The following is a 17,374-nucleotide window of genomic DNA, read 5'->3' on the forward strand; positions in this document are numbered from 1 at the left end:
CGGTTACGAGCTAACGGTTGAACGTTGAGGGGCCAGTTGCCCCTCCGGGCCTCGCTCCAAGAGGGAAATTTGCTGTTCCCGCTCGTCCGAGGGAATACTGCGCACCCCGTCAATGGGTACACCCCGGTGTTCAGGTTTGGTCTCCATCTTGCCTAGTTCCCGGTAAATCATGTTGTAACGATCCATCACGGTATGCAGCTGGAAGAACTTAACAACTCGTTCACGAGCATTAACGCAGAGCTGTTCGTAGAAGGCAGGGTTATCCATGATGCGCTGTAGCGCCCGAGCGAACCCTTCGGGGTCCCCCGCCCGGGTGAGAATACCGCAGCGCTCAATCACCTCACCGTCGTCGGTAACCAGCGCGTCATCAATGAGCTGAGACATGCCGCCCACGTTTGACCCGATGACGGGAATAGACGCGCTCATGGCTTCCAAGGCCACAATCGGCTGCCCCTCGTTGTAGCTGGGCATCACCAACGCATCGAATTCTCCCAGCTTCTCGCGCACATTCACCGTACCGTGAAAGGTGATGTAATCTTCAAGACCTTTAGCTGCAATCGCCTCGCGGCACTGCTCGTAATATCTGGGCAGGTGCTCGGTCGGCCCCAGGCAGTCAACGTGCAGGCTATACCCCTGATCTTTGAGCAGACCCACCGTGTCGATCAGGTCGAGCAGGCCCTTAATGGGGACCACGCGGGCGATGAAAACGAACTTCCAGTGGTGGTTTTTCCCCTGTAGCTCAATCTGCTGGCGGGCGGCACGGCGTAGCGCGTATGCCTCATTCACATCAGAGATGAGCATACCGTTGGGTAGGATGGCTGAGCGTTCAGGTAGACCGTGTAGGCCCCTGGCCTCTTCGATAGCTTTGGGGTAGAGGTAGGTAATCAGATCGGCGCTGGGGTAGCAAAGACGGCCCAGCTGAATCCACCAGCTGACCCAGGCACGTTGCTCGGGGGTGAGGTCGAAGGCGTCCTCGTCACCCACAGCCACGGGCAATGACATGTTGCGCTCTAGCAGGGTGTTTACCGTATCTCGCACATAGAGGTTGTGTTCGGTTAAGAAGAAACTGGTGCCGTTATCCCGCGCTGCCGCCGCACCAATAAGCGAGGCGTACCCCGTAGTGTGTGCGTGATACACCCGAGCGTAGGGCATACGCTCGTGCAGGAGGGCATAGGCCAGCGAGAAGAAGGTGCGCACCAGCCAGAAGGCATCAGAGAAACTCATACCCTGGAGAGGCATGCGGGTGAAAAACACCTGCATAAACTCCTTAGTCCCCAGCAAGGCCCAGCCGGGGAACTGCCTGCTCTTTTCAGAGAACATACGGTCGTAGACAGCCCAGAGCGGGTTGGGGTCAGCCTCCTGCGCTAGGGCCAGGAGAGCGTCGATTATCTGGTTGCAGGCAGCTACTCGTTGCTGGGAATTCATTTTTAGCTCGCGGGTGGGCAAGGTAAACCCGTCTCGATGTTCGTCCAGACTGAGATATACCATCTTCACCCACAACACGTTCTCGGGCATACCGTAGAGGTCTTTGCTGGGAGAGTCTGAATCCCAGCTGATGTGGATAATCCCAAAGGTAATATCAGGGTTAGCGGTGATAATGTCGTGCACCACAGCTGATAGCCCGCCCTTTAAGAAGGGGTAGGTGGATTCCATGACGAGCGCTACGTCAACGTCAGGGTAGTTAGAGTCAGTGTGTTTAGGCCCCGGCTCGGGCATTAACAGGCCTTTGTAGATATTCTCAGTCATCGTGGTTCTCTCAACAGTAAAAATGAACAGTGCATGAGGAAGGGCCTACCAGGCCACAGCGTGACGCCAAAACAGGTCGTAGGCGGGTGTCTTCCAGGTGCGGCGGAAGGCCACATAGCTCACCGCAACAAGCAGTATCTCTCCCGCCACAATTGCAAAATACGCGTGGAGGCCTGGAAAAAGCTGGAAGGCGAGCACGCACAGAAACAGGTGCCCCAGACCAATAAGTTGCGGAACAGTGTGAGACCCCAGGTAGTCAATCTGGTAGCAGAACACCGTCACAGCCAAGAAAAGCCACGAGGAAACAATGACGATCAGGGTCAGCGTGAAAGACTCAGACGAAAACAGGAACATCAGCGCAGCAACGATGACCGAGCTGACACCGGCAACCGTGAGCGTCTGACGGATCGAATTAACCACCCGCTTTTCAACCTTCTGAGAATAGCGCTCTACCTGCTGGTAGCCCATGGTCTGAATGACGGTGCGCAGGTTTCCCACCGCGCGGTCTACCTTGGCGGCCTCAGCAGCAAAGAAATAGTTGTAGGCAATCACGGCGGGCACAAGGCCCATGTACACCGCAACAACGTTCATGGTGCCGCCAAGCGTGATGAAGAGAATATACTTATCAGCCCATAAAACGGCGCCCAGTAAGAAACCGCGCAGCATTTCCCGGACGACCACATGGTAGTCGAGGTGTTTGAAAGCAACCAGGTAACGCAGATGGCCGCGCAACACAAAGAGCATGACAGCAATACCCATGAGCGGGGGTAGGAACCAAACCGTTGGGAAAATCAGAAGAGCCAGCGCATAGGCAATCCAGGCAAAAGCCCAGGTGTTGCGACTATCTGTAGGCAGATTAGCAATCACCAGCAACTGGCTAAAAATCACATTCAAAAAGCCCAGCACCAAGAAGGCAAAAAGCGTGGTTAAGCTCCAGTGGAAGGCAAAGAAAAAGGGTAGGGAAAAGAGCAGAAGAGAGGGGAGCACGGCGATGCTGGTAGTAACCCAGTATTCAGCGAACCGGCGCATACAGGCGTCCATATCACGCTCGCCCAGCAGATCCTCCATCGCCCGGTACACCGGCAGACAAACGCTCTGAGACATCCAGGGCACCGTGATGGCGACTGCCAGGATGATTTGGGGTAGTTGCACACCACCGACCATGATGTGGGCCATTCGAGGCGTCACCAGGGGAAAGATGGTCGTCAGCAGGATGAGAGGGGAAAGATAGAGCATGAACTGATACAAAAAGCGTGCTCTTTTGTACCGATATACGGACTTCTGGGTCCCTGAATGGAGGGGCGTAGACAAAACCTGATCTTTCTGATGATGCAAACATATCTCGCGCAGAGCTCTACTCCACGACCCCTCAGAATACTGCCCCAACCTGCTAGAAAACACCTCAGAAGCAGAGTAAGCGCAAATCACGGCATAAATGACTACAGATTTTGGTAAACAACCACTGAACAGCCCACGGAAATCGCAATGCGGTGCTGACAAGCACAACCACCCGCCCAGCCCCTAAATCCACCCCACACAAGGGGAACAACAGAAGCCCTGCACCTCCGGTGAGGCGGGGGGCTTATCCTGTTATTCACACCTCGGCTACCCTGCCCAACGGCTCCAGGCGCACCAGCACCGACTTATAGACCGGGGTGTTCGAACGCTTAGCCGCAGAATCCAGCGGCACCAGCACATTACCCTCGGGCAGGTAGACAGTGCAGCAGCCGCGGGCGTGGTCATACTCAACCACACGGAAGTTAGGAGCACGGCGCTCACCGTCCTCCCAGACCGAGACAATATCCACCAGGGAGCCGTCCTCAAGGCCCAGAGCAACGATGTCGTCCCTGTGCATAAAGACCACGCGGCGGCCCCCTCGCACACCCCGGTAACGGTCGTCCAGCCCGTAAATCGTGGAGTTGAACTGGTCGTGCGAACGCACCGTCGACAGCAGCAGATGCCCCTCGGGAGCCTCAAGTACCTTGGTCTCATTGACCGTCAGCCGAGCCTTGCCAGTGTCGGTGTTGAAGACGCGTTCGCGCGGGCCGTTGGGCAGGTAGAAGCCACCGGGCTTCTCAATACGCTCGTTGTAGCGCTCAAACCCGGGGATTGTGCCCTCAATGGCATCGCGGATTACGCCGTAGTCATCGATCATGGGCTGCCAAAAACCATCACCAAAGGTTTCACGGCCCACCGAGCAGATGATATCTACCTCTGACCTGAGATCCAGGTCGTCGTTAGCGGTACGCTTGCCGATAGAAGCAGAGACAATACCGAAGGAGTTCTCCACCGTGATTTTCTGCGGGCCGGACGCCTGCACATCGCGGTCGGTACGGGCCAGGACGGGCAGAATCAGGGCCTTCTCGCCGGGGTAGGCGTGCGAGCCGTTGGGCTTGGTCGAGAGGTGCACGGTCATTTCCTGGCTGCTCATGGCCTTCTCGCAGGCGGTGGTATCTGAAGCGACGCGCACCAGGTTGCCGCCCAAGGACATGAAGAACTGGTTCTTACCATCTCGCATCTGACGCAAGGCGTCCACGGTGTCTAGGCCGTGCTCGCGGGGCACGGGAAAGCCGAAGTAATCTTCAAGGGCAGCCAGGAAGGACTCGGGCATTTTCTCCCAGATACCCACGGTGCGGTTGCCCTGCACGTTGGAGTGGCCACGGAAAGGCGCAGAACCAGCCCCGGGCTTGCCCATGTTACCGGTGAGAAAGAGGAAGTTCATCATCTCCCGCAAGGTGCCCACCGACTCGCGGTGCTGGGTGACACCCAGGGTCCAGGAGACAATAGCGTTTTCAGAAGCCTCCACCAGGTCGGCAACCCGCGCAACCTGGGCAGCAGAGATGCCAGAGCCGCGTTCCAGCTCAGCATCATCCAGACCCAAAAGGTGCTCGCGCAGGGCCTCAAAGCCGTCCGTAAATTTCTCAATGAACACGTGATCAATGGCGTCGCGCCGAATCAGCTCTTTGTTGAGCTGCTGGAAGAAAGCGCGGTCACCGTCCAGCCTCACCTGCAGGTACTCGTCCGCCAATTTCTCGGGCACAATCATGCCCAGCGGCGACTGGGGCTCGCGGAAGGCCATCAGGCCTGTTTCGGGCATGGGGTTGAGCACCACCATCTTGCCGCCGTTTTCCTTCATCTTCTTGAAGCTGGTCAGCGAGCGCGGGTGGTTGGTGCCGGGGTTCTGCCCCACCGAGATGAGCAGGTCGGTGGTTTCGAGGTCGCTCATGGTGATTGAGCCCTTGCCCAGGCCAGCGACCTCTTTGAGGGCGACGCCGGTGGACTCGTGGCAGAGGTTGCCGCAGTCGGGCAGGTTATTGGAGCCCAGGCGGCGGGCTAGTAGCTGGAAGGCGTAGGCTGCCTCGTTGGAGGCGCGGCCCGAGGTGTAGAAAACGGCCTTTGTCGGGTCGGTTTTCTGCAGCTGCTCGGCAACCAGCTCAAAGGCACGCTCCCAGGTGACGGGACGGTAGTGGTCGTCGCCGCTGGAGCGGTCGTAGAGCAGGGGCTGGGTAATACGACCCTGCTTGCCCAGCCAAAAATCGGTCTTATCTCGCAGCTCAGTCACCGAGTAGCGAGCCCAGAAGTCAACATCGGCCCGGTCGGGAGTGGTCTCTTCGGCGATGGCCTTGGCACCGTTTTCGCAGAACTCCACCACGTTCATATCTTTCTGGTGGGGTTCGGGCCAGGCGCAGCCTGGGCAGTCCACGCCACCGGGCTGGTTCATCTTAATGAGGGGGAGCAGGCCGCGGGCCGGAATGGCGTGGGCCATAGCGTGCAGTACACCGCCAGGGCCAGCGGCGACCTTGGTGCGGTGCCCAACCTTGGGGTGGTCAAAAGCTGTAGCTTCTTCGCTCACGCGGCTAACAACAGGGACGTCTTCGTGCTTGCTTACCGTGCTCATACACCCCAGTTTAGCGCGATGTGGCCTGTGTTACCTGTGCGTTTAATCCAATGACCCGGAGTAAAGGTTAAAGCGGTTCTCGCGGGCAAAGGCAATGAGAGTCAAGCCCGACTCTTGAGCCAGGTCAACGGCCAGTGAAGACGGCGCCGACACGGCAACCAGCGCCGCAAAACCCGCCATCACTGCCTTTTGCACCAGCTCAAAGGACGCCCGCGAGCTGACCACCAGCGTCCTACCCGGTAGACCGGGGGCAGGAGGTTCTAGCCTGCCGTTCATGAGCAGGTGGCCCACCACCTTATCAACGGCGTTGTGGCGGCCGATGTCTTCGCGGGCAACCAGTAGCTCACCGTGTGGATCGAAGACGGCAGCGGCGTGAATGCCGCCGGTTTTCTTGAAGATCACCTGATGTTCGCGCAGGCGGAGAGGGAGTTCTAGCACCTGCTCGGGTGTAAGCGCAGTGGGTGGAATAGGGCGGGTGGCCTTACCCATGATGGAGTCAATGGAGGCCGATCCGCACACCCCGCAGGCCGAGTTGGTCACGGTCAGGCGCAGGGGTGCGGCCTTCTCAAAGAGGGGCAGGACGCTGCCTGACGAAGAGGGCTGGGGATTTTCGGGGGCTGTGCGGCTCACATCAAGCACATTGTAGGTGTTAGCACCATCGGGCCCGGTGGCCCCAGCGCAGTAGCGGGCGGTGCTGATTTCTGCCGCGCTCTTGATCAGCCCCTCAGCGTGTAGGAAGCCGTGGGCCAGCTCAATATCGTGCCCTGGAGTACGCATGGTGGTGGTGACGGTCTGCCCATCCAGTCTAATTTCGAGGGGCTCCTCGGCGGTCAGGGCATCAGCCCTCCGATCTACCAAAAAAGTGCCGTCATCTTTCAGCACATAGCGGGTGGCCGGGGCGGTACGGTTGAGCCTACCCATCGGCCCGCTCTTTATACTCATCAATGAGAATCTCGACCTGCTCCAAAGCTGCGCGGACGCCCTCCACCTGCTCATCAGCGTCCTGCCCCGGAGCCTGACCGGCAGCGTACCCCACCAGGAAAGCAGCCAAGGGGGCCGCGGGGCGCACCACCCCGTGCGCCACATGCTTGGTCATACCCAGAAGATGGGGCATGGTCTGCCCGATGAGGGCGGGATCCAGATTCAGACGATCCGCCAGCTGCGCCAAGAATTGGCGGGCAAGCTCGAGGTCGTGAGGGCTTTTTTCAGTCATAACGCTCCAACAGTGCAGCGGTCTAGTTTCAGTAATAAACATACACCCCACGCCCAGCAAACTCACCCCAATCCCGCTCTCACCAGCATGAGCCCTGCACCAGCGTGCAGGGCTCAGGGACTCAATACACAGGGAGTAGAAACCTTTACAGGCGGCGCGGCCGAAGCAGCAACATGGCTATAGCAATGACCAGCAAGACCGAAGCCTCGTGCACCAACATGCCAATTGCCATGGTCACCCCGCCGAAGAAGACACCGGCCACCAGCAAAGCCACAGTCAACAGGGCAAGGGCGATATTAACCTTCATGGTGCGCACCGTGCTCTTGGCCAGGCCCAGGGCATAGGGCAGGCGGTCTAAGCGGTCAGACATGAGCGCCAAATCCGCTGTTTCAAGGGCCGCGGGTGAGCCGGCAGCGCCCATAGCAACCCCCACATCAGCAACCGCCAGGGCGGGAGTATCATTCACCCCATCCCCCACCATAGCCACCGTGCGGCCAGCGGCCTGTAGCTCCCGAACCAGCTCCAACTTGCCCTCGGGCAGCATAGCCGCGCGGACGTCGTCCAGCCCCAACTGCTGCCCCACAGAGCGGGCAACGGGCTCAGCATCCCCGGTCGCCATAACCACCTTAATGCCGCGGCGGTGCAGCTCATCAATGGCGGCCTTAGCCTCGGGCCGTACCGTATCGGCAACAGCAACCAGACCAACCGCCTGCCCGTTCACACCCACAAACATGGCAGTCTTCCCCTGCACCTGAAAATCTCGTAGCAGGGCCTCGTCAGCCCCGGTCTCAAGCAGCTGGGCCGAGCCCACCGCCACCTGCACCGTGGGCACCTCAGCAGCCAGGGCAGCCCGGCTAGTACCGGCCGACCTCGTATCAGGCACCCGAGCGTCAGGCACCTGAGTAGGCACCCGGGCGAGCACGCCGCGTCCGACCACCGCCTCAGCCTGCTGAGGCAGCACAACCGGCACCCCGCGCTCCTGCGCCCCGCGCACCACCGCATCAGCCAGCGGGTGGTGGGCAGCGCTCTCAGCGGCAGCGGCTAAAGCCAGTACCTGCTCCTCGCTATACCCGGTATCAAGAGCCAGCACATCGGTGAGCTCCGGGGTGCCGTGGGTCAGCGTACCGGTCTTATCAACCACTAAAGTGTCAACCGCAGCGGTACGCTCCAGGTATTCACCACCCTTAATCAGCACCCCGTCTTTAGCTGATCGACCAATACCGGCTACCACCGAGACCGGAATAGAAATCACCAGGGCACCGGGGCAGGCAATCACAAGAATGGTCAGCGCCAGCTCAACATTGCGGGTCAGGACGCCGGCAAGCAAGGCCCCGATCATCACGGCAGGGGTGTAGTACTGGGAAAATTTCTCAAGGAAAGTCTGGGTTTTAGCGCGGTCGTCCTGGGCATCCTCAACCCGGCGGATGATAGTGGCCAGCATAGAATCACCACCGATCCCGCGGGCCTCAACCTGCAGGCTACCTGAGCGCAGCCAGGTGCCGGCAAAAACCTGAGCCCCCACCGACTTTTCAGCTGGCACAGACTCCCCGGTAATCGTGGCTTCAGCCACGGCACCGTGGCCCCCGGTGACTTCGCCGTCCACCGGAACCTGCTCGCCAGAGCGCACCAGCACGGTGTCCCCGGGGCTCAGCTGCCACAGTTCAACCGTCTCAGTTTCAACCTCGCCACCTTCTTGCAGGCGGATGCGGCGGGCAGTCTCAGGAGCTGCCTCCACCAAATCACTCAGAGCCTGCCGGGTCTTAGCCATGGTCGTGCGCTCTAAGGCCTTACCCACAGCAAAGAGGAAGGTAACAGCTGCAGCCTCCCAATAGTTATGAATGACAACAGCGCCCACCGCCGCAATCACTACCAGCAGGTCAATAGAAATCATCTTCACCCGCAGCGCGGCGATGGCCGAACCGGCAATCTGCCAGCCGGCCACCACGCTTGCTACGACCATGAAGAACTCATACCCGGTAACCCAGGCAGTCATAATAAGAGCAGCAGCCCCCAGGGCCGAGCCCCACATCCTAAGGTGTTTCATGGCCACCCTCCCCTAAATACTCGAAGGGCGGGCGGTGTAGCCCACCTCAGCCACAGCATCAACAAGCTGAGGGACGGTCACCTGCGCAGCGTCATAGTCAACCAGAATACGACCCGAGGAGAACTTGACTACGGCGTTCTCAACCCCGGGCAAACCTCCCAGCTTATTCTCAATCTTCTTGACACAGGAGGGGCAAGAGAATTCATCGGAACGGAGAGTAATGGAACGAGTGTCTGACATGGCTAAACTTCCTTTCTGTTTGCTACCTCTGTCGAGGTACTTTCAGATTAGAAGTTCGGGGAGGCAAGAACATTGACTCCCGTCAATTAAGCAAAAATTAGTTCTCCGCTACCCGGGCCAGGGCCGCCACGTCCAGCAGGGCCACCCACCGGCGTCCTGAATCAATGAGCCCCTGCTTCTTCCACGCTGCCATCACTCGAGAAGCCGACTCCACGGTAGTACCTGCCATACCGGCTATATCAGCGCGGCTCACGTCAGCGGTCAGGACGCGCACACCGTCAGCGCGGGTAGCCCCCAGCTTGGTATTCAGGTGCAACAGGACGTCAGCAACCCGCTGCGTCACCGGCAGGGTGGCCTGAGCGATTTCATTGTGCCGCACCCGGGCCAGGCGTTCCTGTTGGAGGTTGAGGATCTGCACGGCCAGGGCGGGATGTTCCTGCACCAGGTCTGCAAGCTCAGTGGCCGGCAGGTAGAGGGCACACAGGGGCTCAAGGGCCAGCACAGAGTCGGTGAGGACGCCCGGGCCCGAGTGCACAGGGCCCAGCACGTCGCCGGGGGCGGCAAGATCAAGGGTGAGACTGCGACCATCTGCGGTATCGTGCACGATCTTGGCCAAGCCAGCCATCACAATGTAGGAGCCCTCGGCGGCATCCCCGGCTCGCAGCACTGTTTCACCGGGGCCCCAGGCGCGGGCCTTGAGTCGGTGGCTCAGCTCTAGCAGGTCAGCCTCGGGCAGGTGCCCGGTCAGCGGTGAGCGGGTAAGAGCCTGCAAGCGGGTTGCCTGCGAGCAGTGATGAGCCCCGGCCTGACCACGAGAATCATGGCGGTGATGGGTGCAGGGGTTATCTGTCATACCTCTACTCTACGCCTCAGTATTCACGGGGCAGGCTGAGCCGCTACCGGGTCTAGTCACCGGGGGTAAAAGTGACAACCAGGCCGTCCTTCTCACCAAAGCGCTCCAGATGGCCACCCACTACCTGCTCCAGGCGCTCGCGCTTCTCGGCGTCCTCAGCATAGACGTGCAAAATCAGGCGGTCAGCGCCGTCAAGGGGTTGCACCAGAATATCTGCGTAGCCACCAAAGTTGCCATCGCGATTAAAAGTGAGGCGGTGACCGTCCGCAATTTCTTCAGCCAGAATCTTATGGCCAAAGTGGCTCGCTAATTGTTTGGCATAGCGGGCAGGACGGTCGGTGGCAACAAGGGCACGCGAACGGGCAGTCAGGGTTTCAAGAGCGGGATACGCAGAGTCAGACACGGCAGACCTTTCTTCTAGGTTAGGGTCACCTAATATTTTATGGTATGCGGCTGGGTCGCGCCAGAATTACGCCACCTGGTGATTCTCTTGCCTGGCGTCACACCCCTCCCTCTCGTCAGCGCCCACTCCCCCGGCGTAGACTGGACGGGTACATCAGCGCCGCCATCCACAGGGCGGCGCACTTTCATGATCTGGGCCACACACCCACACGAGTATCTACGGATTTTCACGAATGTCTTCTGAGAACACCGCGGCTCACAAACCCGCACCCGCACCCACCAGCGCCCTTGACCGCTATTTCAAAATCACCGAACGCGGCTCCACCCTCTCCACCGAAGTCCGCGGTGGCCTAGCGACCTTCTTCGCCATGGCCTATATCGTGGTTCTTAACCCCCTTATCCTGGGCCTGGGCCTCGACGGCGCAGGTAACGCCCTCGGCGTTGAACGCGTTGCAGCGGCAACCGCACTGGTGGCGGGTGTTCTGACCATCGGCATGGGCATTTGGGCCCGTCAGCCCTTCGCCATGGCGGCGGGCCTGGGCGTCAACGCCCTGCTGGCCTCCACCATCGCCACCACCCCCAACCTGACCTGGCCCCAAATCATGGGCCTGGTGGTGTGGGCCGGTATCGTCATGGCTATTCTGGTGCTCACCGGCTTCCGCCGCGCCGTTTTTGAGGCCGTGCCCGAGTCCCTCAAAACCGCCATCGTCGTGGGCATCGGTCTCTTCATCTCACTCATTGGCCTGGTCAACGCTGGTATCGTCCGCCGTATGCCCGATGCTGCCGGCACCACCGTGCCCGTCTCTTTCGGCGCGGGCGGCCACTTGCAGGGCTGGCCCATCTTCGTCTTCCTCTTCGGCCTCTTCCTCACCATCGCCCTCTTTATTCGCAATGTGCGCGGTGCGATTCTGATCGGTGTGATTGCCTCCACCGTTCTGGCAGTTGTACTAGAAAACGTCTGGCCTTCGGGCTCGTCCATGGATTCCCCTACCGGCTGGTCCCTCATGATTCCCGGCATCCCCGCCCAGTGGATCGGTCACCCCGACCTTTCCCTGCTGGGGTCTGTTGACATGGTCGGCGCTTTCTCCGCCTCTTCCCTGGGCACCCTGGGTGCCACCATGCTCATGTTCGCGATTCTGCTTGCAGTCTTCTTCGACGTCATGGGCACCTCGGTCGGGTTGGCCTCCGAAGCTGGCACCATCGACGAAGACGGCAAGATTGAGAACATCGATAGGGTGCTACTCATCGACGCCGCCGGTTCCGTACTCGGTGGTGGCTCCTCGTCCTCAGCCCATCAGATCTTCGTGGAATCAGCCACCGGCATCGGTGAAGGTGCCCGCACCGGCTTCGCCAACGTGGTCACCGGCGCACTCTTCCTGCTGGCCGTCTTCATCTCACCGCTGGTGTCGATAGTGCCCTTCGAGGCTGTTGCTCCCGCCCTGGTCGTCGTGGGCTTCCTGATGGTCCGCCAGGCCGTTCACATCGACTGGACCGACTGGGGCCTGGGTATTCCCGCCTTCCTCACCATCATCATGATGCCCTTCACCTACTCCATTGCCGACGGTATCGGTGCCGGCTTCATCGCTTTCACCTTCATCCGCCTGGTGCAGGGCCGCGGCAAGGAGGTGCACCCGATTATGTACATCGTCTCGGCTGCCTTCCTGGTCTTCTTCGGCATGGGCGTGATTGAGGGCTGGATGCATGCCTAGCCCTCAAGCGCTCTAGGAGGCCGAGCCAGGCATCCACCAACATCTGCCCCCGCTCTTTCTCTCCTTTCTACGGTAATTAGCACCGTAGAAAGGAGCGAAAGAGCGGGGTTTATATTTACCCGTTAGAGTAGTAACCATGCTCGAACCCGATACCCGCTGCCCCTGCGGTACCGGCGAAACCTATGGCGCCTGTTGCGGCCGCTACCACACCCGTTTTGCTCAGACCGGCGACCTGACAGCGCCCACGCCCGAGGCCCTCATGCGCTCCCGCTTCAGTGCCTTTGCAGTAGGCCTGCCCGGTTACCTACTGGCCAGCTGGCACCCCAGCACCCGGCCTGCGTCCTTAGATCTTGACTCCAGCCTGCGCTGGTACCGCCTCGACATTCTCAGTACGGCAGGTGGCCCCTTCGATACCAGCGGTGGCGTAGAGTTTGCCGCCTACTACCGGTCAGTGCCGGGCACACCCGAGGACGAGCGGGTGCGCGGGGTGCAGACCGAGGTCTCCCGCTTCACCAAGGACGGCGGGGCCTGGTACTACGTTGATGGTGAGGTCAGCTAACCCCGGCAGACTTCTTCGCCCTATCCCTTTTCTCATGGCCCCAGAGATTATCTCGGGGCCAAGAGAGAGGATAGGGCGATTACTTTATTGACCAGCGCGAAGCTGAATATTACTGACCGGCGCGAAGTTGGGCCAGGTCAACCTCTGGTTGGGCGTCGCGACGCGGGGTAGCCGAACGAGTAAAGTCGCGCACCCAGGCGTCGTCCTTGTATTGGGCAGGCACACCGCCACCTAGCAGGCGCTTAGTGATTGCGGCGGCTGCCAGATCACCCGCCACCGGCAGGGGCGCGTTTGACCCGGCAATGATGACGTTGCCCTTGCGCCTCCCCTTGAGCATGGCCGGGTCTGCCACGATGCAGGTATGTTCAAAGACCTGCGCGATAGCGGCAGCCTCAGCGCGAGCCCCGGCCAGGGAGCGGTCGTCGCCGCAGTTGATGATGTAGAGCCCGCCCGGGGTCAGCGAGCGCTCGGCCAGCTGGGTAAATTCGAGGGTGGTCAGTGGTTCCGGGGTGATGTAGCCGGCAAAGACGTCGCGGATGATGATGTCGCGGGAGGCCGGGGCAAAACCTTCGGTGACGGCGCGGGCTTCGCCGACCCTGATCTTGAGGGTGGGGGCCTTGGGCAGGTCGAACCATTCGCGCACGTAGGCGGCGAGTTTGCCGTCAAGTTCAACGACGGTATTGTGGGAGGCCGGGTAGACGTCGGCCAGGTATCGGCCCATGGAGCAGGCCCCGCCGCCTAGGTGGGTGATGCGGAGGTGTGCGGGGTCCAGGTGGGTATCAACGAAGGACTCAATGACGGTGGCCAGCCAGCGCATATATTCGAAGTCAAGTTCACGGGGCTGATCGAGCACGATGTGGGAGGATTCCATGCCGTTGATTTCGAGCACCCAACCACCGGGAGTGTAATCGTCCTCAATCAGCTCGGCGATGCCGGTGTCGATGGGGTAGGTGCCTTCGGTGAGGGCTACGGGGGCTTCTACCTGCTTTTTGGGGGTTCGTCTGCGCTGTGCCACCCCTCTAGCCTAGTGGGTGAGTGGGCCCAGCGGGGCTTGCTAGAGTGAGAAAGCAGTCATTGTGAGTGAAAGGACGCGCGCCCGTGGGTTTTGTGGCTGATGGCCGGTATGTGTTGGCGCCGGTGGGCGCTGAAGACGCCGAGAAGTATGTTGACCTACAGTTGCGGTGCCTGGCGGAAACCTATAACGGGCTTGTAGACCCGGAGTTCGGTGCCCGGCAGGCTGCTAACCGAGAGGGCTGGCTCGAAGAGTTTGCCGAGAATATCGCCGCTCCCGGCGCACGAGCCTTTTTTGCCTACGAGAACCCGGCGTGGACGCCCACCGGTGGCCTATCGTGTGCCGTCGGCGGGGTGATTGATTGGGGGGCCCCGGTCGGATTTTCGCTTTCCCGCCCCGGCCCTTTGGCTTGGGAGCTTGGCATCGGCCTGCCCCCGGTTGATGAAGGCACCCGGGAGCTCACCCATCTTTATACCCTTGCCTCGACTCATGGGACGGGGTTAGGCGCTGCCCTCTTTGACGCTGTTCTTTACCCAGATGAGCCTGCCTATCTGTGGTACATCGTGGGGAACGGTCGGGCGGTCGAGTTTTACCGACGCCGGGGCTTTGAGGACGAGGGGTGCCCTGTCGACTGCGGTGGGGCCTGGGGTTCTGCCCGGACGGCCCGTATGTATCGCGGGCTCACTCTTTAAGGAGCCAGATACTAACACCCGTCCACCGCCACAAGATATTTTACTTTGAAAGTATTTTCTGGGATGGTGGGTATATGAGCACCTCCACCAAAGCCCCGGCAGGTAGCGCAGAAGACCACTCCACGCGTGGCTCCTATGTGCACGCCGGTGAAGAATACAACCGCGACACCGCCTATATCGAGGACCGCATCGTCGCGAATCCGGCAGCCACCGCAGTGACCGCCCCGGAGCACCGCCTCTGGCAGGTCAAGCCCGGCGCCTACCACCTGGTTGCAGCCCGCGCCTGCCCCTGGGCCAACCGTACCCTGATTGTGCGCCGTCTGCTGGGGCTCGAAGATGCTATCTCAGCCGGTATGCCCGGCCCCACCCATGATGCCCGTTCTTGGACCTTCGATCTGGACGAAGACGGTAGGGATCCTGTGCTCGGCATTGAACGTCTGCAGCAGGCCTACCTCACCCGCTTTCCCGACTACCCGCGCGGTATCACCGTACCGGCCATCGTTGATATTGAGACCGGCGCCGTGGTGACCAACAACTTCCCTCAAATCACCGAGGACTTCTCGAAGGAGTGGACAGCCTACCAGCGTGAGGGCTCCCCCGACCTGTGGCCCGCTGAGCTTGAGGACGAGATGCGCGATGTGATGAGGCGTATCTACACCGAAATCAACAACGGGGTCTACCGCTGCGGTTTTGCTGGTTCTCACAAGGCCTACGAGGACGCCTACAAGCGTCTCTGGGATGCCCTCGACTGGGTTGAGGAGCGCCTGGCTACCCGCCGCTACCTCATGGGGGACCACATCACTGAAGCCGATGTGCGCCTCTTCACCACCCTGGTACGCTTCGACGCGGTCTATTACAGCCACTTTAAGTGCAACCGCCAGACCCTGGCCTCCATGCCCAACCTGTGGGGCTACGCCCGTGACCTTTTCCAGACACCCGGCTTTGGCGACACCGTGGACTTCCAGCAAATCAAGGAGCACTACTACATCGTTCACGAGGACATCAACCCCACCCAGCTTGTTCCTGCTGGCCCTGACCTCTCGGGCTGGCTGACCCCGCACGGCCGCGAGGCTCTGGGGGGCTCCCCCTTCAACACGGACGCCGGTGCCACCGCCCCTGCCCCCGTGCGGGAGGCCGAGCGGGTGGCCTCCGGCCACAGCCCGCTCTACCCGGCAGGTACAGAATCCTCAGGTGCGAAGAAGTGAACCGCTTCTGTGACACCCTGGTCGATAGCCTCATCACTGACCAGACCTCCCAGCCCGGCTAGGTCTGACATGTTGCGAACGTGCTGTTGCAGGTCAGGGTGGTAGACCCGAATACTGGGATCCTCGGGCGGCAGAAGAGCTGGCTCACCCACCGTGAAACCCTCAAAGGTAGGGTTGTGGAGCTGAACCCCGCCGATTTCCACCCTGCGGAGCTGCTCGTCCAACCACTGATCTGCAGGTCTCATGGCGTTGGCGTCAAACTGCCGCATGGCGTGATCAATATCTTGGTAAATATCTGAGGGATTAATATCTTCACTGGAAAGGTGGCGGCTCCCCGCACCCGCTTCCTGCGCAGTGGCGTGCACCAGATTGGCAGTGCCCAGAAGCATCATCTGCTCCTGCTCAGTATCAGTGACGGTGGGAAGATGAGTAGAACCTGACGTAACGTTCGTGCTCTGCCACTGATAGCCACTAAAAACCTCCTCCAGCTCCTGAATGGTCTGCTGTGCCCCCGGGTCAATCTCAGCCATCTTCCGGTAGTCGCTAGCACCGTGCGCGCCCACCCCCTCTGGCCTGGTGCGTAAAACGTGAGAGTGGTGAGGCCGGTAGTCAGGATCATCACCCAAAAGGTGAGCAACAGGATCCCCCTGGTAGGTGAGATCAACGTGTTTGACCCCGTCACGGGCCCTCACCCCGTGCACCGGCGTGCCCATGGTAATCACCGAACCCACCCTGTACCTACTGGCAACAGAACCGTTATTAGCCATAGCCATGGCGGCCATACCGCCCTGGCTGAACCCCGCAAAATTCACCTTCGCCCCCTCAGGGATTCCAGCGTCGTCCATAGCCTCTTGAACTAGCGTCATCAGGGCGGGGTACTCCTCAGGAGCTAAATTGGGCTCCTTGAGAGCCTCGGCCATAAGCACCGTGCCAACCCAGTTGTTGACGCCACCATCATACTGCTCACGCCAGCTCATCTCACCATCAGTCCCCGGCACAATGACGAGGTAGGAGACCTCACCGGTGTGCTCATGCACATAGGTCTGAACCGTAACGTGGTCGCTCTCGTGCTGGTGCCCCTGAGCCTCCATGTGAGCATCGCCGGCCTCTTCAATCGCTTGCGCCTGCTCAAACATCTCGGTAATCGCCTGCGCAGTCGTGGGAGGAGCCATCATGTACCCCCGCTCAGAACCAGGCCCCATGAGCACACCAGTCATGTCTTTTGACGACCGCAGGCGACCATTCATACCGGCTTGACGCGCCTTCCTGGCAGCCACACCCGTCACACAGTTGAAAAATTCATGCCCCAGGCGGGTCTGGCGGAACAGCAGATACCCCTTCTCGGTAGCGGTAACAACCGCTTGAGCCCCGTGCACCACCCTGATTTTCAGTGTTCCTACCCGATAACCAAAAACAGAGCCCACCTGACGGGCAGCAGCGGAGCCTGAACGCTCAGCCGCCGCGTAGGCGCTCAACGCCTCCACAGCGAACCGCTCAGCCTGCTCATAAGCCCGGGCAGAGAGCCTCACCCGACCCGCCAGGCGACTCACACCCTCAACCAGAGCATAGAGAGCAACAGTGCCAGCGCCCAGGGTAGCCAGGGCACCCGCGCCAGCCCCCGAACTGTCCAGGGGAGCCAGCAGGGCCACCTGAGCCGTCAGGCTACCCAGCGGCCCCACCAGATCCTCATACCGGTCAGCCACCCCCTGCAAGGCATCAGCCAACGGGCCCAACTGCTCCAGCTCGACCGAAATATTAAAGCCAGCACCACCACCGTCAAGAGAAGAAACACCGTGCACCG

Annotated in this window: 15 protein-coding genes; 4 read left to right on the forward strand and 11 right to left on the reverse strand. The window is 60.4% G+C overall.

Annotated features, from left to right (window positions below; translation table 11 throughout):
- Nucleotides 1–3 precede the first annotated feature (3 nt).
- From pelF to L6966_RS03395, 9 genes are all read right to left on the reverse strand, one after another.
- Nucleotides 4–1,746, reverse strand: a complete 1,743-nt coding sequence (gene pelF, locus L6966_RS03355) for a GT4 family glycosyltransferase PelF (protein WP_237224980.1) — start codon at nucleotides 1,744–1,746, stop codon at nucleotides 4–6.
- A gap of 45 nt (nucleotides 1,747–1,791) precedes the next feature.
- Nucleotides 1,792–2,994 (reverse strand): hypothetical protein, encoded by a 1,203-nt coding sequence (locus L6966_RS03360; protein ID WP_237224981.1) that lies wholly within the window; start codon nucleotides 2,992–2,994, stop codon nucleotides 1,792–1,794.
- 346 nt (nucleotides 2,995–3,340) lie between these two features.
- Nucleotides 3,341–5,644: an FdhF/YdeP family oxidoreductase gene (locus tag L6966_RS03365; RefSeq protein ID WP_083090614.1), complete on the reverse strand. Its 2,304-nt coding sequence runs from the start codon at nucleotides 5,642–5,644 to the stop codon at nucleotides 3,341–3,343.
- A 42-nt stretch (nucleotides 5,645–5,686) separates the two neighbouring features.
- Nucleotides 5,687–6,565: a formate dehydrogenase accessory sulfurtransferase FdhD gene (gene fdhD / locus L6966_RS03370; protein ID WP_237232869.1), complete on the reverse strand. Its 879-nt coding sequence runs from the start codon at nucleotides 6,563–6,565 to the stop codon at nucleotides 5,687–5,689.
- Nucleotides 6,558–6,857, reverse strand: coding sequence for a DUF6457 domain-containing protein (locus L6966_RS03375; RefSeq protein ID WP_237232870.1), 300 nt, complete (start codon nucleotides 6,855–6,857; stop codon nucleotides 6,558–6,560). Before L6966_RS03375 ends, fdhD begins: the two co-directional genes overlap by 8 nt.
- Nucleotides 6,858–7,002: 145 nt before the next feature.
- Nucleotides 7,003–8,901: a heavy metal translocating P-type ATPase gene (locus L6966_RS03380; protein WP_237232871.1), complete on the reverse strand. Its 1,899-nt coding sequence runs from the start codon at nucleotides 8,899–8,901 to the stop codon at nucleotides 7,003–7,005.
- Nucleotides 8,902–8,913: 12 nt separating this feature from the next.
- Nucleotides 8,914–9,141, reverse strand: coding sequence for a heavy-metal-associated domain-containing protein (locus tag L6966_RS03385; protein ID WP_083090618.1), 228 nt, complete (start codon nucleotides 9,139–9,141; stop codon nucleotides 8,914–8,916).
- A 97-nt stretch (nucleotides 9,142–9,238) separates the two neighbouring features.
- Nucleotides 9,239–9,994 carry a Crp/Fnr family transcriptional regulator gene (locus tag L6966_RS03390; RefSeq protein ID WP_083090619.1) on the reverse strand — a complete coding sequence of 252 codons (756 nt, stop codon included), beginning with the start codon at nucleotides 9,992–9,994 and terminating at the stop codon, nucleotides 9,239–9,241.
- A 52-nt stretch (nucleotides 9,995–10,046) separates the two neighbouring features.
- Nucleotides 10,047–10,397 carry a DUF2218 domain-containing protein gene (locus tag L6966_RS03395; RefSeq protein WP_083090620.1) on the reverse strand — a complete coding sequence of 117 codons (351 nt, stop codon included), beginning with the start codon at nucleotides 10,395–10,397 and terminating at the stop codon, nucleotides 10,047–10,049.
- Nucleotides 10,398–10,629: 232 nt separating this feature from the next.
- Here L6966_RS03395 and L6966_RS03400 point away from each other — a divergent pair, with 232 nt between their 5' ends.
- Together L6966_RS03400 and L6966_RS03405 are read left to right on the forward strand one after the other, a co-directional pair.
- Nucleotides 10,630–12,105, forward strand: coding sequence for an NCS2 family permease (locus L6966_RS03400; RefSeq protein WP_237232872.1), 1,476 nt, complete (start codon nucleotides 10,630–10,632; stop codon nucleotides 12,103–12,105).
- Nucleotides 12,106–12,241: 136 nt separating this feature from the next.
- Nucleotides 12,242–12,664: a YchJ family protein gene (locus tag L6966_RS03405; protein WP_237232873.1), complete on the forward strand. Its 423-nt coding sequence runs from the start codon at nucleotides 12,242–12,244 to the stop codon at nucleotides 12,662–12,664.
- A 109-nt stretch (nucleotides 12,665–12,773) separates the two neighbouring features.
- On the opposite strand, the gene L6966_RS03410 is transcribed toward L6966_RS03405, so the two are convergent.
- Nucleotides 12,774–13,679: a spermidine synthase gene (locus tag L6966_RS03410; RefSeq protein WP_237232874.1), complete on the reverse strand. Its 906-nt coding sequence runs from the start codon at nucleotides 13,677–13,679 to the stop codon at nucleotides 12,774–12,776.
- Between the two features lie 65 nt (nucleotides 13,680–13,744).
- On the opposite strand from L6966_RS03410, the gene L6966_RS03415 reads away from it, so the two are divergent.
- Both L6966_RS03415 and L6966_RS03420 read left to right on the forward strand, forming a co-directional pair.
- Nucleotides 13,745–14,368 (forward strand): GNAT family N-acetyltransferase family protein, encoded by a 624-nt coding sequence (locus tag L6966_RS03415; RefSeq protein ID WP_237224989.1) that lies wholly within the window; start codon nucleotides 13,745–13,747, stop codon nucleotides 14,366–14,368.
- Nucleotides 14,369–14,442: 74 nt separating this feature from the next.
- The gene (locus L6966_RS03420; protein ID WP_083090625.1) at nucleotides 14,443–15,573 is read left to right on the forward strand and encodes a glutathione S-transferase family protein; all 1,131 of its coding nucleotides are present in this window, start codon (nucleotides 14,443–14,445) and stop codon (nucleotides 15,571–15,573) included.
- Here L6966_RS03420 and L6966_RS03425 read toward each other — a convergent pair.
- Complete coding sequence (locus L6966_RS03425; RefSeq protein WP_237224990.1) at nucleotides 15,534–17,372, reverse strand: lipase family protein; 1,839 nt, start codon at nucleotides 17,370–17,372, stop codon at nucleotides 15,534–15,536. The two genes, L6966_RS03420 and L6966_RS03425, sit on opposite strands and share 40 nt — an antisense overlap.
- Between the last annotated feature and the right edge of the window lie 2 nt (nucleotides 17,373–17,374).

The organism is Rothia nasisuis (assembly GCF_928381405.1).
GTDB lineage: Bacteria > Actinomycetota > Actinomycetes > Actinomycetales > Micrococcaceae > Rothia > Rothia nasisuis.

Bases quoted from the DNA above. Each gene is read 5' to 3' on its own strand.
- pelF (WP_237224980.1), bottom strand. From the start codon at position 1,746: ATGACTGAGAATATCTACAAAGGCCTGTTAATGCCCGAGCCGGGGCCT.
- L6966_RS03365 (WP_083090614.1), bottom strand. From the start codon at position 5,644: ATGAGCACGGTAAGCAAGCACGAAGACGTCCCTGTTGTTAGCCGCGTG.
- fdhD (WP_237232869.1), bottom strand. From the start codon at position 6,565: ATGGGTAGGCTCAACCGTACCGCCCCGGCCACCCGCTATGTGCTGAAA.
- L6966_RS03375 (WP_237232870.1), bottom strand. From the start codon at position 6,857: ATGACTGAAAAAAGCCCTCACGACCTCGAGCTTGCCCGCCAATTCTTG.
- L6966_RS03380 (WP_237232871.1), bottom strand. From the start codon at position 8,901: ATGAAACACCTTAGGATGTGGGGCTCGGCCCTGGGGGCTGCTGCTCTT.
- L6966_RS03385 (WP_083090618.1), bottom strand. From the start codon at position 9,141: ATGTCAGACACTCGTTCCATTACTCTCCGTTCCGATGAATTCTCTTGC.
- L6966_RS03390 (WP_083090619.1), bottom strand. From the start codon at position 9,994: ATGACAGATAACCCCTGCACCCATCACCGCCATGATTCTCGTGGTCAG.
- L6966_RS03400 (WP_237232872.1), top strand. From the start codon at position 10,630: ATGTCTTCTGAGAACACCGCGGCTCACAAACCCGCACCCGCACCCACC.
- L6966_RS03405 (WP_237232873.1), top strand. From the start codon at position 12,242: ATGCTCGAACCCGATACCCGCTGCCCCTGCGGTACCGGCGAAACCTAT.
- L6966_RS03420 (WP_083090625.1), top strand. From the start codon at position 14,443: ATGAGCACCTCCACCAAAGCCCCGGCAGGTAGCGCAGAAGACCACTCC.